At 70.2% G+C, this 22,144-nt stretch carries 17 protein-coding genes and 3 pseudogenes; 13 read left to right on the top strand and 7 right to left on the bottom strand.

Features of this window, described 5'->3' with window-relative positions; all coding sequences use genetic code 11:
• Nucleotides 1-136: 136 nt before the first annotated feature.
• The gene (locus tag ACH4LD_RS33155; RefSeq protein ID WP_398057927.1) at nucleotides 137-1,060 is read left to right on the top strand and encodes an RNA polymerase sigma-70 factor; all 924 of its coding nucleotides are present in this window, start codon (nucleotides 137-139) and stop codon (nucleotides 1,058-1,060) included.
• A gap of 70 nt (nucleotides 1,061-1,130) precedes the next feature.
• Here ACH4LD_RS33155 and ACH4LD_RS33150 read toward each other — a convergent pair.
• Nucleotides 1,131-1,223, bottom strand: a pseudogene (locus ACH4LD_RS33150) (IS5/IS1182 family transposase); the annotation flags it as partial.
• 185 nt (nucleotides 1,224-1,408) lie between these two features.
• Here ACH4LD_RS33150 and ACH4LD_RS33145 point away from each other — a divergent pair.
• Complete coding sequence (locus ACH4LD_RS33145) at nucleotides 1,409-2,086, top strand: alpha/beta fold hydrolase (protein WP_398057855.1); 678 nt, start codon at nucleotides 1,409-1,411, stop codon at nucleotides 2,084-2,086.
• A 1,749-nt stretch (nucleotides 2,087-3,835) separates the two neighbouring features.
• On the opposite strand, the gene ACH4LD_RS33140 is transcribed toward ACH4LD_RS33145, so the two are convergent.
• From ACH4LD_RS33140 to ACH4LD_RS33130, 3 genes are all read right to left on the bottom strand, one after another.
• Nucleotides 3,836-4,543 carry a class I SAM-dependent methyltransferase gene (locus ACH4LD_RS33140; protein ID WP_398057928.1) on the bottom strand — a complete coding sequence of 236 codons (708 nt, stop codon included), beginning with the start codon at nucleotides 4,541-4,543 and terminating at the stop codon, nucleotides 3,836-3,838.
• A gap of 471 nt (nucleotides 4,544-5,014) precedes the next feature.
• On the bottom strand, nucleotides 5,015-7,372 hold the full coding sequence (locus ACH4LD_RS33135; RefSeq protein WP_398057857.1) for a carbohydrate-binding protein: 2,358 nt from the start codon (nucleotides 7,370-7,372) through the stop codon (nucleotides 5,015-5,017).
• A gap of 680 nt (nucleotides 7,373-8,052) precedes the next feature.
• Complete coding sequence (locus tag ACH4LD_RS33130; RefSeq protein WP_398057858.1) at nucleotides 8,053-8,229, bottom strand: hypothetical protein; 177 nt, start codon at nucleotides 8,227-8,229, stop codon at nucleotides 8,053-8,055.
• Between the two features lie 228 nt (nucleotides 8,230-8,457).
• On the opposite strand from ACH4LD_RS33130, the pseudogene ACH4LD_RS33125 reads away from it, so the two are divergent.
• Nucleotides 8,458-9,229: pseudogene (locus tag ACH4LD_RS33125) on the top strand (IS5 family transposase); the annotation flags it as partial.
• Between the two features lie 201 nt (nucleotides 9,230-9,430).
• Here the strand turns inward: ACH4LD_RS33125 and ACH4LD_RS33120 are convergent.
• Entirely contained in the window at nucleotides 9,431-10,087 is a 657-nt protein-coding gene (locus tag ACH4LD_RS33120; RefSeq protein ID WP_398057859.1) for a GntR family transcriptional regulator, read from the bottom strand.
• 134 nt (nucleotides 10,088-10,221) lie between these two features.
• On the opposite strand from ACH4LD_RS33120, the gene ACH4LD_RS33115 reads away from it, so the two are divergent.
• From ACH4LD_RS33115 to ACH4LD_RS33075, 9 genes are all read left to right on the top strand, one after another.
• Nucleotides 10,222-11,496, top strand: coding sequence for an ABC transporter substrate-binding protein (locus ACH4LD_RS33115; RefSeq protein ID WP_398057860.1), 1,275 nt, complete (start codon nucleotides 10,222-10,224; stop codon nucleotides 11,494-11,496).
• A complete protein-coding gene (locus ACH4LD_RS33110) occupies nucleotides 11,493-12,425 on the top strand; it encodes a carbohydrate ABC transporter permease (RefSeq protein ID WP_398057861.1) in 933 nt (310 codons plus the stop codon). Before ACH4LD_RS33115 ends, ACH4LD_RS33110 begins: the two co-directional genes overlap by 4 nt.
• A gap of 2 nt (nucleotides 12,426-12,427) precedes the next feature.
• Nucleotides 12,428-13,378 carry a carbohydrate ABC transporter permease gene (locus ACH4LD_RS33105; protein ID WP_398057862.1) on the top strand — a complete coding sequence of 317 codons (951 nt, stop codon included), beginning with the start codon at nucleotides 12,428-12,430 and terminating at the stop codon, nucleotides 13,376-13,378.
• Nucleotides 13,379-13,385: 7 nt separating this feature from the next.
• A complete protein-coding gene (locus tag ACH4LD_RS33100) occupies nucleotides 13,386-15,350 on the top strand; it encodes a hypothetical protein (protein ID WP_398057863.1) in 1,965 nt (654 codons plus the stop codon).
• Complete coding sequence (locus tag ACH4LD_RS33095) at nucleotides 15,350-16,159, top strand: ribonuclease activity regulator RraA (RefSeq protein WP_398057864.1); 810 nt, start codon at nucleotides 15,350-15,352, stop codon at nucleotides 16,157-16,159. The genes ACH4LD_RS33100 and ACH4LD_RS33095 overlap by 1 nt, the downstream gene beginning before the upstream one ends.
• On the top strand, nucleotides 16,135-17,079 hold the full coding sequence (locus ACH4LD_RS33090; protein ID WP_398057865.1) for an aldo/keto reductase: 945 nt from the start codon (nucleotides 16,135-16,137) through the stop codon (nucleotides 17,077-17,079). The genes ACH4LD_RS33095 and ACH4LD_RS33090 overlap by 25 nt, the downstream gene beginning before the upstream one ends.
• Before the next feature lie 49 nt (nucleotides 17,080-17,128).
• Nucleotides 17,129-17,911 carry an SDR family NAD(P)-dependent oxidoreductase gene (locus ACH4LD_RS33085; protein WP_398057866.1) on the top strand — a complete coding sequence of 261 codons (783 nt, stop codon included), beginning with the start codon at nucleotides 17,129-17,131 and terminating at the stop codon, nucleotides 17,909-17,911.
• A 53-nt stretch (nucleotides 17,912-17,964) separates the two neighbouring features.
• A complete protein-coding gene (locus ACH4LD_RS33080; protein WP_398057867.1) occupies nucleotides 17,965-18,798 on the top strand; it encodes an amidohydrolase family protein in 834 nt (277 codons plus the stop codon).
• Nucleotides 18,799-18,945: 147 nt separating this feature from the next.
• A complete protein-coding gene (locus ACH4LD_RS33075) occupies nucleotides 18,946-19,878 on the top strand; it encodes an SDR family oxidoreductase (protein WP_398057868.1) in 933 nt (310 codons plus the stop codon).
• 458 nt (nucleotides 19,879-20,336) lie between these two features.
• Here ACH4LD_RS33075 and ACH4LD_RS33070 read toward each other — a convergent pair.
• A pseudogene (locus ACH4LD_RS33070) lies at nucleotides 20,337-20,484 on the bottom strand (IS3 family transposase); the annotation flags it as partial.
• 147 nt (nucleotides 20,485-20,631) lie between these two features.
• Nucleotides 20,632-20,964 (bottom strand): hypothetical protein, encoded by a 333-nt coding sequence (locus tag ACH4LD_RS33065; protein ID WP_398057869.1) that lies wholly within the window; start codon nucleotides 20,962-20,964, stop codon nucleotides 20,632-20,634.
• A 12-nt stretch (nucleotides 20,965-20,976) separates the two neighbouring features.
• Between ACH4LD_RS33065 and ACH4LD_RS33060 the strand changes: the two genes are divergently transcribed.
• Nucleotides 20,977-21,765, top strand: coding sequence for an alpha/beta hydrolase (locus ACH4LD_RS33060; RefSeq protein WP_398057870.1), 789 nt, complete (start codon nucleotides 20,977-20,979; stop codon nucleotides 21,763-21,765).
• The last annotated feature ends 379 nt before the right edge of the window (nucleotides 21,766-22,144 follow it).

The raw sequence follows: 22,144 nt of genomic DNA, 5'->3' as shown, positions 1-22,144 counted from the left end.
CGTGCAGCCACTGGGACGGGCTCCGGGCCCGGGCTCAGTGGCGTTGGCGTGACCACCGGTGGTCCGGGTGATCACGGAAGATGTCTGCGCCGGCGAGTGCGGTTGGGCGGGAAGGCGCACGGGGAGGGGTTTCGTCGTGAACAAGGTCGAGGAGTTCGAGGAGCTGCGGCCGCTGCTGTTCTCGATCGCCTACCGGATCCTGGGCAGCGTGGGCGAGGCCGAGGACGCGGTGCAGGAGACGTGGCTGCGCTTCGACGGCTCGGCGACCCGGATCGCGTCGGCCAAGGCGTTCTTGTCGGCCACGGTGACGCGGATCTCGATCGACGTGCTGCGCTCCGCGCGAGTGAGGCGGGAGCAGTACGTGGGCCCGCGGTTCCCCGAGCCGCTGCTCAGCGATCCGTATCAGGATCCGGCGCGCTCGGCGGAGCTGGCCGACTCGGTGTCGATGGCGGCGCTGCTCCTCCTGGAGCGGCTCAGCCCTCTGGAGCGGTCGGTGTTCGTCCTGCGTGAGGTCTTCGGCTTCGGGTTCGACGAGGTCGCCGCGGCGGTGGGGCGGTCGGAGGCGGCGTGCCGACAGCTGCTGGTACGGGCACGGCGGCACATGCAGGCCGGGCGGCCACGGTTCGAAGCGGGCCGTCAGGAGCGGCGGGAGCTGGCGACGCGGTTCTTCGACGCACTGAAGGACGGTGACGTGGGCGGGCTGCGAGATCTGCTGGCCGCCGGCGTCCAGCTGGTTGGGGATGGCGGCGGCAAGGCCCCGCAGCTTGCCAAGGCCGTCAGCGGCAACGAGAACGTGGCCAGGCTGCTCGCCTCCGTGTTCCCCCTGATGGCTCGGATCGACGTGACGTTCGAGCCGCATGAGATCAACGGGCAGCCTGGCGCGATCTTCCGCGACCGGGAGGGCAAGGTGCTCCACATTCTCGCCCTGGAGGTGCTCGACGGGCAGATCCAGATCATTCGCTCAGTGATCAATCCCGACAAGCTCGGCCACCTCGGGCCGGTCGCCGACGCCTGGGCCGTTGACCGCGAGGTGAAGCAGGCCCGCGGGCGGATGAAGTGACCTCGGGACCGGCATGGACCGACTCGTTCACCGGCGGCTCATGGCAGCGTGCAGGGGCGGGCCGGTTCGTTCATCCGGCGAGGTCGAGGTCGTGCAGGCGGGCGATCCCTCGTATTGCGTGTGGGACGCCGTCGCCGCGCTGTCGGCAGTCGCGCAGCCGTTTTGATCTTGCTCACGCAATGGCCGTTCGTCGGAACCGCGGCAGTGAGGTCCTGTTGGGCTTCATCGCCGAAGTCGGCCGCCGCGTACGGACTCGCCTCACGGCTCGCTGTCGCCGGCCTTGAGCGTTGGCGAGGCGTGTGCTCACCGGTCGTACTCGCCCGGTTCCGCTTGACCTACGATGACGCGGTGAAGTTCGTGATGGTGCCCGGCGGTTGGCAAGGCGGATGGGTTTTCGACTCGGTGGCTGCTGAACTGCGCCGAGCCGGTCACGACGTCGAGGCGGTGACCCTGTCGGGGTTGGAATCGGACGGTCCGGTCGATGTGGACTGTCCGCCGAACCTCGACACTCATATTGCCCAGGTGGCCGACATCATCGGCCGTGGCGACGGAACGCCCGTCGCGTTGTGCGGGCACAGCTACGGCGGGATGGTGATCGCCGGTGTCGCGGATCGGCTCGGCGACCGCCTCGATCAGCTCGTCTTCATCGACGCCTATGTCCCGGACGACGGGGATTCGTGTTGGTCTTTGACCAGCGACACTTTCCGGGAGTTGTTCATAGCTGGCGCACGCGCCGACGGTCGATGGGTCGCAGTCCCCGAAGGACTCGACCCTCGCGCGCGACCGCACCCCCTGGCGAGTTTCGTCCAGTCGATCAGGCTGGAAGACAATACCGGCCGCGCCCTCAAACGAACGTTCATCAGTGGTGGCGCGTGGTCGGGTAGCCCGTTCGCGGCCCTGACCGAACGGTTGCGCAACGACCCAGGCTGGCGGGTTCACGAGATCCCCGTCGGTCACAACATCGCCCGCCGAGACCCGCATAGCCTCGCTGCCCTTCTCGGCGCGTTGCCGCCCGGCCCCGCCTGACGCCCAGCCACCCGCTCCTGCGGGGTCACGGTGCCGTGCACCTGGTGCGGCGAGGTGTAGTGGGCGAACCTCGCCGAGAACGGCCGCACCTCCGCCGAACTGCGGTCCTGGTGGCCCGACCCCACATACGCGACCGCGCCGGCATCGTCCTGCGCCTGTGCGATGTCTGCCCCGGGCTCCGCGAACTCGGCGACACCCCGGACGGGGCACGATCGTGGACCCGGCGTCTTCGCACCGCCTGCCGCGTAGGGGGATGCAGGATTGTCCGGGCCAAGAAGCACACCTGCCCGCCCGGCCCGTACCGCAGCGGAACACAAAGCCGGCCCGCCGTCCCCGCCCGACGAAGGCACATCACGACATCTCGGAGACCATCAGACGCTCGGGCGCCATGGACGCCGTCGCCCTTTCCCAAGACGCCCCGGGCACAACTCACCCCAGGACTCCCTTGCACGGTGGCACAAGCGCATCCGCGACCTCTTCGCCCGCCATCTCGTCACCCCCGATCACCAACCCACCCAGTGCCTACCCGGGCAACACCGTCCGGATCCTCGACGACGACGAACGGGAACCGGAGCAACGGGTCTACACATGGCACGTACCGGGTCCCGCGGGGGATGGGGAGCGCGTCTCGTGGGAGCCCATGCCGCCAGATGGCTGGCGGAACTGAACGCCCAGCTCACAGCACTGCGGGCGGGACGAGACGAACAGGCTCTCAGCCGGCGCGCCCGTGAGCGCTCCACCGGCTGAGAAGCGGTCGGTACAGAGGCCGCGCGCGGAAGGCACGGACGTACCCTCGCCGGTCATCGAGCCAGCAGCGCATCCCGAGCTGGTCCAGCCGGGCTTCGTCGCATCCGGTCCGCTGCCCGTGGTCCGTGCCGCCCCGCGCCGGGGGCCGCCGCCTCCCCGCGCCGTCCCGCTCGTCCCCCCTGCCGGTCCCCGCCGTCCGGCCGTCGGGCTGTGCCGGTCCCCTGTGGTCCTTGCTGCGCGCCGGTGTCGTGGTCCCGCTGGAGCGCCGGTCTCCTCCCGTCCCCGCTCGCCCCCGTCCCGGTCCCGAATACCGGTTCGGCGGGCAGCGGCAACGACCAGCCGGGCCCGCGACCCGACAGGCGCTAGACGGAACTGACCGGCGGTCTGCTGAAAGGCCTGCTGCTCGACCGGCTCGGCGCAGGCTGGGTGGCGTGACCCGGGCGCCGGTCGTCGTGCACCGGCCCTCCCTGTCGGGCGGCCGGAGGGTCACCGTGCACCGCCACGGCCAGGACGAGTTCCTCGGCACCGCCTACAGCGACCACGGCCCGGCCCGGTGGTGTTCCTCGAAATCGCCGGCGTCGCCGACCCCCGATGCGTTCCTGGACGACCCGCAGTGGGTGGAGTGGCGCGGTGGTCCCGCTCACGAGTACAGCCCCGCCCGCCTGACGTGCCGGACGGATGCTGTGCCTGCCGCCTGTTTCGCCTCGCGGCCGGCCGTTGGGTGACGGCGGTCCCTTCGCTGGTCATCGATGCCGAGGGAGCGCATCGCCGGTCTACGGGGGTCGGGCGGCGCTGCCCGCCCCGGACCGGACGCCGTGGTGGGACCGAACACAGGCCCGGCCATGAGGCCGACCCCGCCCGGGGGCGACCCCGACCACATGTGGTCCGAGCACTTCAGCTGGCCAGTGAGCACCCGAGTTGGGCACTCCAAGCTCAACGCGTGCCATCGCTGTGACTGACGGCGACGGTCCGGTTCGGGTGGGCCTCGCGAGCCCACCCGAATCAGCAGAACGGTCGGAACTCCTTGAAGTCCGGCGTCGGGCGTGGATCGGGCAGCCGGTAGGCGCCGATCCGGGGCCGGCCGCTGGCCGGGCCGGCGGTCCCGTCGGCCAGAACGCCCGGTATCGAACACCACCCCAGATTGGTCTCGAAGTACGCCACGGCGGCGCTGACGGATGGCCACCAGACATCGTCGAGCAGCACGACGCCGCCAGGCCGGACGATCTCGCCCAGGAAGTGGAGATCGACGAACACGTTGTGGAAGTGGTGGCTGCCGTCGACGAACGCCGCGTCCGCGGCGAAACCCGCGTCGGCCAACCGGGCAAGGAACCGCTGCGATGGTTCGGTCACCAGCTCGGCGATGTCGTGCAGGCCGGCGCTGCGCAGCAGCTCCCACCCGACGCCGTCGTACGCCGCGTACTGGTACGGGTCGATCACCACGTGCCGCGGGTTGCGTGAACCGGTGCGCAGGAGCGCCTCACCGATCGCCAGCGCCGAGCTGGCATAGGCGAGCCCGATCTCGACGACCGTGGCGACCCGCTCATCGACCAGGAGGTCCCGTACCTGATCACAGTCGCGCTCCGGCAGCGTGACGGTGGCGAAGTCCGGAGCGCCATCGGGGCTCCGGGGAGGGCCGTGCTCGGCGAGCTCGCGGCGTACGGCGGCCACTCGATCCCGCCACCCGCCCGCGACTCCGTCCGGCTGCACCATCGAGTTCACCAAGCACACTCCTGCTGGCTGAGGGCACGGGACGTGGCCGACTGTGACACGCGGAGCGGCCACTGAAGCGCTCGGCCACACCACATGTGCCGGAGCGCGTTTCCTGTCACGGGGTTGCGCGTCTGCCTGGGCGTCTCCGTAGGGCGGAGCACGACGGTTGGCACTGTCTGCTCAGGATTCTTGCCACCTGCGGGATGTGATCAGTCTTTTCGTCACCTGCTGTTCGTTGAAGATCAGCTTCGAGTGACCGTGCCGCGTAGGACGACCATGAGGTGTTCGATCACCTCGGCCGGTACGGCGAGGTGTCCGCGAGGCGCCTGTCTACGAGCGCGTTCGTCGACCAGGCGGCCCGCCTGCGTGAGGCGCTGCTGCCGGCACTCAGGGGAGCGCGCAACGGGTTCCGGGCGGACTGCGTGGTGGCCACACCCAGCCGTGCGGCCACCACCAGGTGTCGGTCTTTCCCTACCGGGGGGTCATCCTCGCCATCGAGAAGTGGTCGATGTTGCCGACGCCGGGCGCGCTGCCGAGGGCCTTGATGTAGACGTCATGGCTGCCGCTGGCGGGGACGATCGTGAACGTCTGGTCCAGGTAGGTGTCCCACGCGCCGGTGCTCTCCACTGTGACCGTACCGATGACAGGGCCGGTCGCGGAGTCGACGCGGATCTCGAACCGGCCCCCGGAGTATGGTCGTTCACTGCCGATGCTCGCGATGAGGAGGTTCCGTCCGTCTCCGAAGTCGACGTCCTCGTAGCGGACCCAGTCACCACCGTCGAAGCTGCCGAGCACGGTGCCGGTGCCGGCGCTGTGGGTGGCGACCCCACTGCCCTCCGCGTACGACTCGGCCTCGACCTTCGTGGTCTCTGCGGCCACGCCTGCCTTCCAGGCAGTCGCGCCGTACTGGTAGGCACCGGCGCTGGGCTGCGGATCCGTGTACCCGTCGGTGGCCGGGGGCCGCACCAGCGCGTAGTTGCGGGCGGGAGAGGTCGACTTGAGGGTGTAGTCGTGGACCGCGGGGTCCACGAACTGCGGCCCGGCCGACTGGGGCAGGTTGTTGGTCGACGACACGCCCTCCATGGTGTCGGCGTCGCCGATGTTGTTGGCCACCTCGGTGTCCGAGTAGGTGCCGCCGAAGAGGCTGACCGACTTGCGGTCGGTGCCGCTGGTGTTGTTGTGGACGCGGTTGCCGGAGGTGCTGCTGCCGTTGGGGTTGATCAGTACGACACCGTATGTCGTGCGGTTCCACGCGACGTTGTCGTACACGGTGGCGTTGTAGGTCGACAGGTCCAGGTACACACCGGGTGCCGGGGCGCTGGCCGCGAAGAGCGCGGCGTCGTGCAGGAGGTTGTGGTGGATCTCCGTTCCCGTCAGGTTCACCCGGCAGCAGATGTAGATCGCCCCGACGTCGACGACCAGGTTCCCGTAGTCCGAGAGGTCGTTGTAGGCGATGTGGTGGCCGGAGGCCGTGGCTCCGGCGACCTTGTCGTCGATGTTGATGTCGCTCCGGCCGCTGTTGGCGACGGTGTTGTGCGTGACGTCGTGGTCGCTGCCGAGCAGGTTGATCCCCGCGGCGTAGCTGCCTCGGTAGTCGACGCGTGTGATGAGGTTGTTGGTGACCGTGTTGTGGGAGCCCGAGACCAGGACGCCGTTGCCCGCGCTGTAGTCGATCCGGCTGTTGCGCAGTGCGTTGGCCGTGCCGCGAAGGAGGATGCCGCTGGTCGTCTCACCCGCGGTCAGTACATCGCACGGGTCGGTGGGCGTCACCTTGCCGGGGTCCACCGTGAGGTCCATGTAGTGGGACACGTAGGTGGCCTCGATGCCGTCCAGCACGTTGTGGGTCGACGTCGAGGAGGTCTGGGCCGTCGCGGCCCTGATGCCCATGCCGATGACGGAGATGTGGGAACGTCCCGACAGATCGAAGGCCACATTGCGCTGCTTGGCCTCGATGGTGTGCGTGGCCGGGCTGCCGTCGTCCGGCATCCACAGGTACAGCCGGTGCGCGGCCTTGTCGTAGAACCACTGGCCGGCATGGCTGAACGATTGGAGTTTGCCGGTGAGGGAGTACAGGTTCTGCTGATTGGGGCTGAGACCCACGCACGCGGTGGACAGTCCCGTCGCGGTCACCGAGCCGACGCCGGATGAGGTGACGGTGCCGGTCTGGCTGACGAACCAATTGTGCGACGTCAGCCTTGCTCCGTCCCAGTAGCCGGCGGGCTGCGTCAAGGCGTCGTCGTACAGAGTGTCATCGGTGCCGGCGTCTGCGGAGTTGTAGACGGGGCGCGTCGGGTCGGTGCCCGGGTAGGGCCACTGCGCCTCGCCGAGCATGGTGCCGTCGACGAACAGTTGGTTGCCCGGCAGCGAGAGGTTGAGGACGATGTCGGTCCGGTGGATGTAGCCGGCGGACACGGCCGAGGCGAAGTCCGAGCCGGCCAGTGTCGGGTCCGCGTCCTGGAGCTCCGACAGATCCGATGCGGTGACCGGGGACCATCCGGTGACCGGGTCGCTTCCGTCGATCACGACATCCGCACCGGGCGCGGCGCGGTAGGTGATTCGGGCGGACGCGGTTCCGCTGCGGGCGGGGGTGATGGTCTCCCGGTACGTGCCTGTTCCGATCAGACAGGTGTCGCCGGGTACGGCGACGGTGGCGCACTTCTGCACCGTGCGGTACGGGGACCGTGCGGTGCCGGGGTTCGTGTCGGAGCCCGTAGGGCTCACGTATCGGGTGGTGCCCGCCTTGGCCGATGCCGGGAGGGCGGTCGTGAACGCGGTCAGCACGGTCGCTGCCACGGTTGTCAGGGCCAGCGCGCGACGTCTCCAGTGCATGGCTCTCCTATCGCCTATCGCCTATCGATAATCGCGAATCGGCGACCAATATAGGACCCTGTGACGGGAACGCGTAAGCAGTGAGAGACGACCGGTACGCGCATCGGCACGCTGCCAGGCAGGCAGGGACAGCGGCCGGTGGTCGACGGGAACACACTGGTCCAACTGCCGGAGGAGTCACGAGAACTGGCGGGGCCCAGGTCGTCTCGGTGGGACTCCACGCTTGCGCGTGCTCATCAGCACGCCGCCGGCGCCTGCGAAGAAAGGGAGACCCCAACGGCCGCGCCGCACGACGACGCCACCGGGCGGACGCGCGGGGACCTGCGACGAAGCTGATCGCCGCCGACTGCCGCTGTCGGTCTCTCGCGTTCGTCGTGACCGGCGGCCAGGCGGGCGCGATCCACGACCACCTGAGCAAGCGCGGCATCCGAGCAGCGGTCCCCGTGCCGGCAGATCAACGTGGCCAACGGCCTCGGTCGCGGCAGCCGGGGCGGGACACCGCCGACGTGCGAACGCTGCGTCAACCGTCTGAAGCAGTGACGCGGCACCGCCGGACGCTACGAGAAGGCCGCGGCCATCTGCGCGCACGTCCACGGTCAGACGCAGCCGGCGGCATCACCACCATGAACGCCACCCCCGTACCATCCCGCCGCAGCCGGTCGGCGTGAGGTGCCCTTCCCTCAACCGGCCTCGCCGGCACGCACAGCGACCAGGCCGCACCCGTGCCCCGGGGCGCCGACCGTGCAGGGCAGCTCCGTCGCGGGGGCGCTGCTGTGACCCGCCGACGAGCCGTCGTCGTACTGCGACGAGCCGTACGACCTCCGGGTGGCGCCGGTGGTCGGCTTACGGGACGACATACGGCTCCTCCGCCGCGTCCGTGCCGCAGCGGTCCTGTGCCTCGACCCCGGGGCGCGCCCAGTGGACCCCCGAGGAACTGGCAACCCCGCAGCGGTGCAGCGCGGGCCGCCCGTGGTGGACGGCCCGATCGCCCTCCTCCCTGTCGCCCCGCTCTACGCCCCTGACCTCCCCTTACCGTGCCCGCCCGACGCGGACCTCCTCCAGGTCCTGTGGTGATCACTGATGCGATGTGGGACCGGGTCGAGCCGCTGATGCCGGCCGATCCGGTCCGTGGACGGCGTGGGCCGACCACCGGCGCACTCTGGAGGCCATCGCGTGGAAGTACCGCACCAACTCGCCCTGGCGGGACCTCCCCGGCGAGCCCGGCCCGTTCCAGACCGCCCACAAACGGCTGATCCAGGTGGGCCGTCGACGGCACGTGGGAGATGATCCTCGCCGCTGTCCTGTCGGCGGCGGACGCCGACGACGACATCGTCTGGACGGTGTCGGTTGACTCCACGGTCATCCGGGCCCATCAGCACGCCGTCGGCGCACGTACAAGGGGGCGGCCCGCTTCGATGAGCCCGGCGACCACGCTCTCGGACGCTCCCGCGGCGGGCTGAGCGCGAAGGACCACCTGGCCGCGGACGGCGGGGCGCGGCCTCTGGCCTTCACCATCACCGCTGGTCAGGCCGGTGGCGCACCTGCCTTCGAGACCGTGATGTCTCGCATCCGCGTTCCGCGCAGCGGCCCGGGAAGGCCACGGACCCGGCGTCTGCGGTGCCGGCCGACCGGGCCTGCTCCTCCCGCGTCATCCGCAGCCGCCTTCGGCGCCGGGGAGTCCGGGCGGTGATCCCGCAGCCTTCCGACCAGTTCGGCCACCGCCCGCGGCGGCGCCGACAAGGCGGCCGCCCACCCGGCTTCGACCGCGAGGTCCACAAGCAGCGGAACACCGTCGAGCGGTGCGTCAACCGGCTCAAGCAGTGGCGCGGCCTGGCCACGCGAACCGACGAACTCGCCGACTTCACCCTGATCGGCATCGTCGGCGGCTACAACCTCCAGCGCTACGCCTGCCCGGCCGACCCGTCCCGCCCTCACATTCCAGGGGTCTCGCGAGCCCTCGCGGAAGCCCTCCGTGCGAGGGGCCTCAGAGTGCCGCACCGTGTGGAGAAGGGGCGGCACTGTGGACGATCGGGTTTCCGTCGGCGCCGCCGGGCGGGCTCAGTGGTGGTCGAGGATGCCGTCGTCACCGCGGGCGTGGGCCGCGAACGCCGCGGCGGCACCGTCGGCGTCCGCCGACTCGAGGATCCCCAATAGCACGCCGTGATGCTCCGCCATCTCGGCCCAGTCGCCGGTGAACAGAGGGTCGGAGACCACCCGCAGGGCGCGGAGGCTCGGTTCCATCAGGCTCCAGATTCGCGACAGGAAGGGGTTGCCGCTCGCCTCGCACAGCACCCGGTGGAAGGCGATGTCGGCGTCTCTGAAGCGTCCGATGTCACCGGCGCCGGCGGCCTCGCGCATGGCGTGCACCTGGGCGCGGAGAGCTTCGAGGGCCTCGGCCGTGGGGTGCTCGGCGACGGCGCGCGCCGCGAACTCCTCGATGATGACGCGTACGGCACGTGCGGCGTCCGCGTCCTGCGAGGACACGTCGGCGACGAAGCTGCCGCGCCGCGGGATGTGGTCGGCCAGTCCTTCGTGCACCAGCCGCTTGACCGCTTCCCGGACAGGGGCCTGGCTGACGCCGAGGTCGCGCGCGATCTCCGCCTCGACCAGTCGGTCCCCGGCCCGCAGGTCCCCGCTGACGATCAGGCTCCGGACGCGGGTGTACACCTGATCGGACAGCAGGGCCCGCGTCAGCGGCTCACCGATGCCCGTCATGACAGCCCCCTCGGATCCCAGAACTTCTTCGCATCGTATCGATGATCGTGCGTCATGGTCAGCACCTCTTGACAACCGCCTCACGCTGACCATCATAGCGGCTATCGATAATAGATAATCGATAGGAGGCCGATGTGGCCCGAAGAAGATCCATCAACGTCGCGGTAGGCGTCCTTCTGGGCCTGAGTCTGACGACAGCGTGCGGAGGCGGAGGGTTCGAGGCGGACTCGGCCGGTGACCCGGGCTCGGGCGCCACCGGAACCGTGCGGATGCTGGTGAACATCACGCCCAACCTGACCAAGGCGTACTGGCGCGACCTCGTCGCCCCCTTCGAGAAGGCGAACCCCGGCATCAAGGTGCAGATCGACTCGCCCACGGCCGCGGACGGCTCCGTGGACAGTACGCTGCAGCAGCAGCTGGCGGCCGGGAACGCGCCCGATGTCGTCGAAGGCTCCCACAACGACAAGGTCGTCCCGTACCTGAGGGACCTGTCGGACCTGCCCTGGGCCGCGGGAGGGCCGATGGCGGACGCGCAGCGTCTGGACGGGCACCTGTACGACGCCGCGATCGGGCAGCAGGTGCAGTCCCTCATCTTCTACAACAAGAAGGCGTTCGCGAAGGCGGGCATCACCGAACCGCCCGCCACCATGCGGGAACTCACGGCGGCGATGAAGAAGCTCAAGGCCGCCGGATACCTGCCCATGCAGACGGCGGGGGAGTGGGTCACCCAGGCCCAGGTGATGATGCTCTTCGCGCCGACGGTGACCACGTCGGAACCGGAGTGGTTCAAGCAGGCCGCCGCCGGCGAGCGCTCCCTGGACGCCGACCTCGGTCCGTCCATGGATCTGTACGAGTCGTGGCTGGACAAGGGATACCTCGACAAGCAGGCACTGGGGACCAAGTACGCCGACGCCGAGACCGACTTCCTGTCCGGCGAAGCGGCGATGTACCCCATGGGCTGCTGGTTCGTCGCCGCGGAGGCGCAGGCGAAGAAGGACTTCGAAGTGGGCGTCTTCCCCTCGCCCCAGCTGAACGACGCGTCCGCACCGCGGCTCGCGGTGACGCCGGGCGCCAACTACCGCATCTTCAAGGCGGGCAAGCACCAGAAGGCGTCGGAGAAGCTCGTCCGGTTCCTGACCACGGACCGCACCGCGGTGGTCGGCCAGCTCAAGCAGGACTCCTCGTTCCGCACCGGATACCCCTACAAGCTCTCCCCGCTGGCCGACTTGGTGCAGGCGCTCGTCGACGAGTCCACCGGCCGTCAGGCCATCGCCGGCGGCGGCGAGTACCAGATGCCCGCCGGTTTCGAGGCCGAGCAGAACAAGCAGGTGCAGAGCCTCTACACCGGAGGTGACGCGGCGACCGGGCTGAAGAACCTGGACATCTGGCTGAAGGCGCACACGGGATGAGCCTGCCGACCACCTCCCGGCCGGCCCGGGCCGTACGCGACCTGTTCGCCACCGCCCGCGGCCGGGACCGCCTCACGGGGCTGCTCATGGGCGCTCCGGCGGTCGTGCTCTTCGCCGTCATGATGATTGTCCCGCTGGCGCTGTCGGGGTACCTCAGTCTGACCGACTGGGACGGCTACACGGCGCACCCGGCGATGGTCGGCCTGGACCACTACCGGACCCTCCTGGAGGATCCCGAGGTCCGTCAGGCCGCCTGGATCACCGTACTCCTGGCGGTGATCGGCACCCTCGCCGTGAACGCCGTGGGACTCGCGCTGGCCCTCGCCATCTCCGCGCCGAGCCGCACCAACACCGTGCTGCGGACCGTGTTCTTCTACCCGTACGTCATCAGCGCGCTGATCATCGGCTTCCTGTGGTCGGCCCTGCTGTCCACGAACGGAGCGGTCAACAACGTGCTGCGCTCCGCCGGACACGCCGGGCTGCCGTTCCTCTCCCAGCCGGGGTGGGCACTGGCGAGTCTGATCGGTGTCGTGGTCTGGTCCGGCTTCGGGTTCACGCTGGTCCTCTACATCGCCGGGCTGCACACCGTCCCCGAGTCCCTGCTCGAAGCCGCTCGGATCGACGGCGCCGGCCGCTGGCGGACCCTGCGCAGCGTGACCTTGCCGATGATCGCGCCGGTCGTCACCGTCAACGTCGTCCTCACCCTGGTGACCCTGCTGCGCTCCTACGATCTGGTGCTCTCCCTGACGGGAGGTGGACCCGCGGGCTCCACTCAGACCGCCGCCTACCTGATCCTGGCCCAGTCGTTCCAGAACAACGCCCTGGGCTACGGCTCCGCCCAGTCGATGGTCCTGACGCTCGTGACCGGCATCGCCGCGCTGGTGATCACATTTCTGCGGCGCCGCGCCGATGAGAGAGCGAGTGCCTGACCATGGCCACCGAACCCACCACGGGCCTGCCCCCGACCCCTTCCGCCGAGGCGTCCGCCATCACCCCGGTCTCGGACCGGCCGCGGCCCGCGACCGCGCACCGGCTCCGCGCCCACGGCTCCGCGCCGGGCACCTCCCTGTGTCGGATGCCGCTGCTCATCGTGTCCGCCTCCTTCATGGTGATCCCGCTGTGGCTGCTGGTGGTCAACGCCTTCAAGTCCGAGCAGGACATCCGCAGCGCCCCCTTCGGTCTGCCGCTGACCCGTCTGACCCTGGACCCACTGCGCGAGGCCTTCTCCAACCCGGACTTCGAGGTCCTGCGGGCCTACGGCATCACCCTTCTCTTCGTGCTGCTGGTCAACGTCCTCTCCCTGGCGGTCTCCGCGCCGGTGTCGTACGTGATCGCCCGTGGGACGACCCGCCGGCACACCGCGCTGCTGCTGCTCTTCGTGGCCGGGACCTTCGTGCCCAGCCAGGTCCTGTTGATCCCGGTCGTCTACGTCCTGAAGTACCTGGGGCTGATGGGCACCATCACCGGCTTCGTCCTGTTCGAGACCGCCCTGACACTTCCGCTGTCAGTGTTCCTGTACAGCGCCTACATCCGGACCATCCCCCGTGAGCTCGACCAGGCCGCGGCCGTGGACGGACTGGGCAGGCTGCGGACTTTCCAGCTCGTCGTACTCCCACTGATGCGGCCGATGGTGGCGACCGCGGTGATCCTGCACAGCCTCAGCGTGTGGAACGACTTCGCCAACCCGCAGATCATCCTGGGGCCCGGGAGCGGACTGTACACCGTCACCACCGGCGTCTACGCGGCCGTCGGCAAGTATTCGACGCACTATGCGGTGGTCTTCCCCAACCTGCTCCTGGCCGTGGCGCCGGCCCTCGTCTTCTTCGCGATCATGCAGCGTCACATCATCAGCGGCCTGACCTCCGGTGCTCTGAAGGGCTGACCTGACCGTGTTCCACGACGCCGCGGGCAACACTCCCGGCCCCACCGAGATCACCGCCTCCGTTCCCACCGGCCCACCGCCGGTGTGGGCCGTGCTGCAGCGCCGTCTCTTCGACGAACTCGACGCTGCCTGGCGGCTGTTCAGCGACCGCTACACCGAGCCCGACGGCCGACTGCGGTTCAGCGGCACCCTTGTCGACCGTGACGGCGCGGACGACTTCTACGAGGCGTTCTTCAACTGGCCCGCGCTGTACCGCCTGGGCGGCGCCGCCGACCTGCTTCCGACCGTCAAGCGCCACTGGGAGGGCGTCACGCGCCAGTTGACCGAACTCGGCTTGTACCGCGACGAGTTCGAACGCGGATACGACTGGTTCCATCAGGGTGAGGCACTGCTGATGTTCTACGGGATCTGCGCCGCCGATCCCGCGGACGGGAAGTTCCAGGAACGGGCCGTCCGCTTCGCGGAGCAGTACCTCGCCGGAAGCGCCACCCACAACTACGACCCCGCCATCCGCGCCCTGCGGGCCCCGCACAACGGCTCGGACGGCCCGCGGCCGGGCCTCGGCCCCCAGTGGGACGACCGGTTCGGCCACGAGCAGGAGAACATGCGGCCCTACGGCCTGCCCCTGCACGATGTCCCCGGCATCCGGACGTGGGACGATCTGGCCGACGAGGACAACGCCGTCCGGATGGGCCACCGGATGCGCGACCGGCTCGGACGCGGGGACACCGCCGTCAACCTCGCCGTCACCGCCCTGGTCGCCAACGCCTGGCTCTACGACCACGATCCGCGCCTGGCGGCGTGGGTGCTGGAGTACGTCGACGCCTGGCGCGAACGAGCGGCCGTCCTCGGTGCCATGCCCGACAACGTCGGGCTCTCCGGCGCTGTCGGCGAGTACCACGACGGCCGCTGGTACGGCGGCCACTACGGCTGGACCTGGCCGCACGGGGTGCATTCGATCGGCGCCGCCGCCCTGGTGGGCGCGATCAGCGCCGGCGTGGTGGGCGGGGGAACCGAACGACTGGACCTTGCCCGGCGACCGCTGGACCAGGTCTGGGAACAGCGCCGTACCGGCATGCCCTACGACACCGGCGCCACCCGCCGCCCCGGCTGGGCCCATGCCCTGGGCCTGGGCGAAGGGAGCATCGTCAACGCGCTGCCCACCCGCCTGGGCCCGGACGGATGGTTCGACCACCAGCCCGCACAGGTGGCGTACTGGACATGGCTGTGGTGGTTCGGCATGCAGGAGCAGGACCGCGGCCGGCTGGAGGAGATCCGCGTCCACTGCGGCTACGACTGGCGCGAGGTGCACACCTTCCGCGACAAGGAGGAGGCCGGACACGAAGCCCCGTGGCTCGCCCACCTCGACGGCGACAACCCCGACTACCCCGAGCGGGCACTGCGGGTGGCCCTGGCCCAGGTGGCGCACCGCATGGCCCTGATGACGGCCGACACATCCGGCACCGACGACCTGGACCTGCACAAATGGCAGCGGGTCAACCCGGTGGTCACCGAAGTGCTCACCCAGCTCACCACCGGCGCACCCCAGACCCTGTACAACGGCGGTCTTCCCTTGGCCCGGGTCCGCTACGACGACCTGGACGCCGCCCGGCCCGGCCTGCCGCCCGACGTCGCCGCCCTCGTCGAACACCTCGACGCGGAAAGTACCACGGTGAGTCTGGTCAACCTCAGCACGGTGCACACCCGACGGCTGCGCCTGCTCGCCGGCGGCTTCGGCGAACACCTGATCACATCGGTGCACTGGAACAGTGGCGGCGGCCGGTACCCGGGCGACTCCCACGACCACCACCTTCCCGCCGGTGAGGAGACCGACAACTCGGCCCGCGTGGACGACAACAACCTCCACATCACCCTGCCGCCCGGGCGCCGCGTCCGGCTCCGACTGGACATGCGGCTCCACGCCCGTCCTGCCACACACCACTCTTCCCCCACCACGTCACGGAGACTTTGATGACCGCCACCCTCCCCGACCCCTCCGGCCCCGAGGCCCGCCAGGACACCCCGCCCGTGTGGGACCTCCCGGTGCACGGCGGTGGCTGGGAACGGCCCGACGACGAACTGGTCCGGGGCCTCCACCGGGTGAGCTCGGCCACCGCCTGCGCCAAGCTCCACGAACTCGGCATCCGGCGCACCTACATGTCCGGACCCACCGCCCTGGAATCCGGCAACAAGGTCACCGGCCCGGCCCTCACCCTCCAGTTCATGCCACAGCGCGAGGACGTGGCCAGTGGCCTGGCCCAGGAGTACGTCGAACGCAGCACGGCCCTGTGGGCGGTCCTCGAAACCGTCCAGCCCGGCGACATCCTCGTCGTGCAGGCCTACGGCAGCGCCTTCACCGGATGCCTCGGCGACATGCTGGTGCGCTACTTCAAGCGCAAGGGCGGTGCCGGCATCGTCGTCGACGGACGCATCCGCGACGCTCCCCGCGTCCGTCGGCTCGGCGTCCCGATCTGGTGCACCGGAACCACCCCGCACTACGCGTCGCAGTCCGAACTGTTCCCGTGGGCCTACGACGTGCCCGTGGCCGCCGGCGGGGTGCTCACCCTGCCGGGTGACCTGGTCGTGGCCGACGACGACGGCGCCGTGGTGGTCCCGGTGTCCAAGGCCCAGCAGATCGTCGACAGCGCCTCCGACCACGAACAGTGGGAGGAGTTCAGCCGCATGCGCATCGACCAGGGGGCACGGCTGTCGGACTACTACCCCCTGAGCCCGGACAGCAGAGAGGAGTTCGAGCGGTGGCGCGCCACGAGGGAGAACTGAGCACCGGCGGGGCCCGCGGAATCACGCTGCCCCGCTTCGGACTCGGCTGCGCCCCGATCGGGGACCTGTACGGCGCCGTGGACCCGGACACCGCCGTGGCCACCGTCCACGCCGCCGTCGAACACGGCGCGACGCTGCTGGACACTGCCCCGCTGTACGGCGACGGTCTGTCCGAGCAGCGGGTCGGGCGGGCGCTGGCGACCGTGGACCGCACCCGCGTCCAGTTGTCGACCAAGGTCGGGTGGCTGGTCGCGGAGGGGACCGCCCCCCGGCCCGCGTTCGGCCGCGACGACGTCCTGCGCAGCCTCGACGCCAGCATGGAACGCCTGGGCGTCGACCGGTTCGACGTCGTCCACGTGCACGACCCCGACGAGCACCTCGACGACGCGGTACGGCACGCCGTGCCCGCGCTGCTGCGGCTGCGGGACGAAGGCGTCGTCGGGGCAGTCGGCGCCGGGATGAACCACAGCCGGCCGCTCGCGGAGCTGGTGCGGCGCACCGACCTGGACGTGGTACTGGTCGCCGGACGGTACACGCTGCTGGAGCAGTCGGCACTGGCGGACCTGCTGCCCCTGTGCGCCGACCGGGGCGTCGGAGTCATCGCCGGCGGTGTCTTCAACTCCGGGCTGCTGGCGGACCCGCGGCCCGGCGCGCCGTACGACTACCAGCCCGTCCCGGACGCCGTACTGCGGCGGGCGCTCGCCGTCCGGGAGGTGTGCGCACGATACGACGTGCCGCTGCGGGCCGCGGCCCAGCAGTTCCCGTTCGGACACCCGGCCGTGGTCTCCGTCGTGGTGGGCGCCGTATCGCCCGAGGAGGTGACGGACAACGTGGAACTGGCCCGTCACCCCATCCCGGACGGCATGTGGGCGGAGCTGCGCGGCGCGGGACTGTTGCCGCAGGACGTCCCCGTGCCATGAGACGGTTCGTCCGGGCACTGACGGCACAGGAGCAAGGGAGACAGGTGACATGACAACCACCGGTTCCGCACGAGCCGACCGGGGCCCCTTCGACGGCCTCACCGCGCTGGTCACCGGCGGAGCTTCCGGCATCGGCCTGGCCACCGCCCGCCTGCTCACTGCCGAAGGGGCACGTGTGGCCGTACTCGACCTGGCCGGACAGGACTCCACGGAGTTCGCCGCCCACCTCCGCGCGGACATCCGCGACGACGCCTCGGTCGTGACCGCCGTCGAAGAGGCGGTCTCGGCGCTCGGCGGTCTCGACGTCCTGGTCAACAACGCCGGAATCGGGGCACAGGGTGGAGTGCCCGACAACACCGACGAGGAGTGGCACCGGGTCCTGGACACAAACGTCGTCGGCATGGTCCGGGTCACCAGGGCGGCCCTGCCGGCCCTGCGGGCCTCTGCGCACGCGGCGATCGTCAACGTCGGCTCGATCGCCGCCACGGCCGGGCTGCCGCAGCGGGTGCTGTACTCGGCCAGCAAGGGCGCGGTGCTGGCCATGACCCGGGCCATGGCCGCGGACCTGCTCCGCGACGGCATCCGGGTCAACGCGGTGAACCCCGGCACCGCGGACACCCCCTGGATCGGCCGGCTCCTCGACCGCACGCCGGATCCGGCAGCCGAGTACGCGGCACTGGCGGCGCGCCAGCCGCACGGCCGCCTGGTCGGCGCCGACGAGGTCGCCGCCGCGATCGCCCATCTGGCCTCGCCCGCCGCCGGGTCGACCACCGGATCGTGCCTCGCGGTGGATGGTGGCATGGAGGGCCTGCGGCTGCGCAAGGAGGGCTGACCGCCCGGAACGGCAAACGGACTCCGCCACCCCCATGACCCGAGGGATCGATCGTGCGACTGGACGCCCATCACCACGTGTGGGACCTCGCTGAGCGGGACCAGCCGTGGACCTATGGCATCCCCGCCCTGAACCGCACCTTCACAGCCGACGAGCTGCGGCCGGCGTTGTGCAGGAACGGGATCGACGCCACCGTCGTCGTGCAGACGACCGCCTCTTCGGCGGAGACCGCGGAGCTGCTCGCCCTGGCCGCCGGGGACCCGCACGTGGCGGCCGTCGTCGGCTGGACCGACCTCACCGACGCCGCCGTCGCCGACCACCTCGCACGACTGCGCGACGGCGCCGCAGGCGCCGCGCTCGTCGGCATCCGGCACGGCGTGCAGGGGGAGGCGGACCCCGAGTGGCTGTCGCGGTCCGAGGTCCGCCGTGGCCTGCGGGCGGTTGCCGAGGCAGGTTTGGTCTACGACCTGCTCGTCGGTCCGGACCAGTTGCCCGCCACGGTCCGGACCGTGCGCGCGTTGCCCGAACTCCGCTTCGTCCTGGACCACGCCGGCAATCCCGTGATCGACGCGGACGGCCTGCGCGTCTGGACGCGGTCGATGACGGAGCTGGCCGCGTGTCCCAATGTCGCCGTCAAACTGTCCGGCCTGGTCACCCGGACCATCGAACCCCCGGTTGCCGCGCTGCGTCCGTACACCCAGGTACTGATGTCGGCCTTCGGACCGCATCGCCTCATGTACGGCTCGGACTGGCCGGTGTGTCTGACGGCCGCCGGATACGACGAGGTGCTGGCGGTCGCCGAGGCCCTCACCGAGGGCCTGGGCACCACCGAACACGAAGCGGTGTTCGGTGGAACGGCCCTGCGCTGGTACGACATCGCTCCGTGAGCCAAGCGGCTACGGCCGGTCAGCTGGTGTCCAGGACACCATCGACCTCACCGGCGCGGATCCATGGTCCGACATGACATGGATCCACGCGCCGGGGACGGCGACCCTTGAGGTTCGCACAGTCCACCGCACAACAGGGAGCCCGTGATGAAGGAAGTGACCGTGACCGGCGTACGAGGCAAACGCGTCGTCGTGACCGGCGCGAGCGACGGCGTCGGTCTCGGCCTGGCCCGGCGGCTGGCCGCCGCCGGCGCGGAGCTGGTCCTGCCGGTGCGCAATGAGGCCAAGGGCGCTGCCGCCGTGGAGCGGATCCGGGCGGCGGAGCCGGACGCCGAGGTGTCCACCCGCGCCCTGGACCTGGCGTCGCTGGCCTCGGTCGAGAAGCTCGCCGCCACCCTGGAGGCGGAGGGCCGGCCCGTCCACATCCTGATCAACAACGCGGGGGTGATGGCACCGCCGACCCGGCACACCACCGCGGACGGCTTCGAGCTGCAGTTCGGCACCAACCATCTCGGGCACATGGCGCTCACCGGTCGGCTGCTGCCCCTGCTGCGGGAGGGGCGGGCCCGGGTGACCACGGTCACCAGCAGCGCCGCGCGCAGCGGCAAGCCGGACTGGGACGACCTCCAGGGCGAGCGGCGGTATGCGCCGGTACGGGCGTACAACCTGTCGAAGCTGGCCAACCTCCTGTTCGCGCTGGAGCTGGACCGCCGTAGTACGGCGGGTGGCTGGGGCATCGTCAGCAACGCCGCGCACCCCGGTACGACCCTCACCAACCTGTACGCGTCCGGGCCCAACCTGGGCCGGGCCCGGCCCTCGCCGCACGAGGCGATCGTGCGGCGGCTGGCCCGCTGGGGTCTGCTGGTGCAGTCCGTGGACGCGGGGCTGCTGCCCCTGCTGTACGCGGCCACCAGCCCGGAGGCGGGCGGCGGGCAACTGTACGGCCCGGACGGCCTGGGGCAGTTCACGGGTGGTCCCACCCGGCTCGCGGTCTACAAGTCGGCCCGCGACGAGGCGACGGCGGCCCGGATGTGGCGGGTGAGCGAGGAGCTGACCGGCGTGGCGTTCCCGGCCGTGTGAGACACCCATCGCGCGGGCTGAGCACCCGCTCGCGCGCGAACAGCACATATGAGGGACGGAAAGACAGAAGGACGACAGACAGGGGAGACAGGCGATTTCGCGCCGCGCCGGCGGCGTTTCTACGGGCGTGCCGGAAGACGCTGCAACCGCGGAGGACGTGGGTCTGCCACAGGAGACGCCGCCGGCGCACCGGAGGGCTGCACCGGGAGGAGGTGGCGGCGCTGTGCGATTGGTGCGCATGTGGTCGGTGACGGACCAGCCGACGACCTTGCGGCTGAAGCAGTCCAGCACGGTCGCCAGATACAGGAACTCTCCTCCGGCAAGCGGCAGATATGTGATGTCGTCCGGGCTCCGGGGCGGTGCAGTCCTGCTGGAACAGGTCCGGCACCAACGGTGATACCGGTTCCGCCAGGGTGGTGCGGACCCGTCTGCGCAGCGGACCCCGGCGATCGCGCTCTCGCGCATGACGCGGGCGACCCTCTTCTCGTCGACCAGCACTCCGGCGTCGCGAAGTTCGGCGGTCACCCGCGGCGATCCGTAGGCACCACCGGAATCCGCGTGGACCTGGCGGATCCGCTCGGCCAGGAACTGGTCCTCCCACTGCCTCGCCGCCCTCGCCTGCCTGCCGGCCAGCCACTTGTAGCGCGATGCAGCTCTCCGACCTCCTGTGCCTTTCGAATCGCCCATCTTTTGCCTGCGATTCGGTATCCCCCTCACGGAATCCCGTCGAATTCCGGGAGCAGCCACCCGTCATCACGGTGCGGCGCCATCGGCGCACCGAGTCATCCGTGCACAAGGAGAAATCACCATGTCTTCGAACATTGAACGCCGTTTCAGCCGCAAGGTCGCAGTCGCCGCCGCCTTCACCCTCGCCATGGGAACCGTTGCCGCCACCAATGCACTGGCCGCGCCCTCCAGACCAAGGCCATCGAGTGGCCGCTCACCCTTGAGCCCGACGCCAAGGCGTTCGCCGACGCCGCGGCCCAGGGCACACCCATCTACAAGCTGTCCCCCGCCGACGCCCGCCAGGCCCTCGAAGACGTCCAGTCCGGCCCGATCGACAAGCTGCCGGCCGACATCAGCCACCGCACCCTGAACGTGGGTCCGACCGGCAAGGTCGACATCCGTATCGTCCGCCCCGCCGGGGACAACAGCAAGCTCCCCGCCATCGTGTACACGCACGGCGGCGGCTGGGTCCTGGGCAGCGAGAACACCCACGACCGGGAGGTGCGTCAGATCGCGAACGGCGCCCATGCCGCCGTGATTTTCGTCGACTACACGCCCTCGCCCGAGGCACAGTTCCCCATCCCGGTCGAGCAGGCCTACTCCGTCACCAAGTGGGTGGCCGAGCACGGTGACGAGATCAACGTCGACTCTTCTCACCTCGCCATCGCCGGTGACAGCGTCGGTGGCGACATGACCGCCGCCGTCGCCCTCATGGCCAAGGACCGGCGCGGCCCGCAGATCGACGCGCAGGTACTGATGTATCCCGTCACCAACGCGGACTTCAACACCGACTCCTACCACACCTTCGCCAACGGCCCCTGGCTGACGCGTACGGCCATGGAGTGGTTCTGGGACAACTACGCCCCGAACAAGAAGGACCGCAAGAACCCGTACGCGTCCCCGTTGCAGGCCAGCGACAAGCAGATCAAGGGCCTGCCCAAGACGCTGCTCATCACCGACGAGGGTGACGTGCTGCGCGACGAGGGCGAGGCCTACGCCGCCAGGCTCCGTGGGGCGGGCAACGACATCACCACCGTCCGCTACCAGGGCGCCATCCACGACTTCCTCATGCTCAACCCGGTGGCGAACACCAACGCCGCCAAGGCCGCCATCAAGCAGGTCAACGAGTTCCTGTGCGACAGCCTGCACAACGGCTCCTGATCCACCCGCGGCGCCGGGTCGCCAGACAGGTGGCGCCGACCGCCACAGCGGCCGACGCCGTACGTCCTGGCCTCAGAATTCGCAGAACATCAGCCAGGTGTTGTGTGTCGCGCCGTGGATGCAGGTGGTCGCCTTGGCCCACCAGTACTCGGTCTTGTGCCACGCGGCTTGGCGAAACAAGCGCCGCCGTGACGGATGCCGCGTAGAAGGTCCAACCGGACTCGTACGTCGGCCGGACGCCGGCCACGGACGATGTGCTCGTGGGGGGTGCCTCTGTGTTTTTCGTCAGGTGAGGTGTGGGGTTCTGGGTTTGTAGGAGGTGCCGTCGCGGGGCGTCGCGAGCAGTATGTTGATCTGTTGTCGGGTTGGGCGGAGGGGT

The organism is Streptomyces sp. NPDC017676, assembly GCF_044329325.1.
In the GTDB taxonomy this organism is placed as follows: Bacteria; Actinomycetota; Actinomycetes; order Streptomycetales; family Streptomycetaceae; genus Streptomyces.
The sequence above is the reverse complement of the archived record's forward strand: the minus strand, read 5'-3'. Positions and strand labels throughout refer to the sequence as shown.

Bases quoted from the DNA above. Each gene is read 5' to 3' on its own strand.
- ACH4LD_RS33140 (WP_398057928.1), bottom strand. From the start codon at position 4,543: ATGGTGCAGCCGGACGGAGTCGCGGGCGGGTGGCGGGATCGAGTGGCC.
- ACH4LD_RS33135 (WP_398057857.1), bottom strand. From the start codon at position 7,372: ATGCACTGGAGACGTCGCGCGCTGGCCCTGACAACCGTGGCAGCGACC.
- ACH4LD_RS33130 (WP_398057858.1), bottom strand. From the start codon at position 8,229: ATGTCGTCCCGTAAGCCGACCACCGGCGCCACCCGGAGGTCGTACGGC.
- ACH4LD_RS33120 (WP_398057859.1), bottom strand. From the start codon at position 10,087: ATGACGGGCATCGGTGAGCCGCTGACGCGGGCCCTGCTGTCCGATCAG.
- ACH4LD_RS33110 (WP_398057861.1), top strand. From the start codon at position 11,493: ATGAGCCTGCCGACCACCTCCCGGCCGGCCCGGGCCGTACGCGACCTG.
- ACH4LD_RS33105 (WP_398057862.1), top strand. From the start codon at position 12,428: ATGGCCACCGAACCCACCACGGGCCTGCCCCCGACCCCTTCCGCCGAG.
- ACH4LD_RS33095 (WP_398057864.1), top strand. From the start codon at position 15,350: ATGACCGCCACCCTCCCCGACCCCTCCGGCCCCGAGGCCCGCCAGGAC.
- ACH4LD_RS33085 (WP_398057866.1), top strand. From the start codon at position 17,129: ATGACAACCACCGGTTCCGCACGAGCCGACCGGGGCCCCTTCGACGGC.
- ACH4LD_RS33075 (WP_398057868.1), top strand. From the start codon at position 18,946: ATGAAGGAAGTGACCGTGACCGGCGTACGAGGCAAACGCGTCGTCGTG.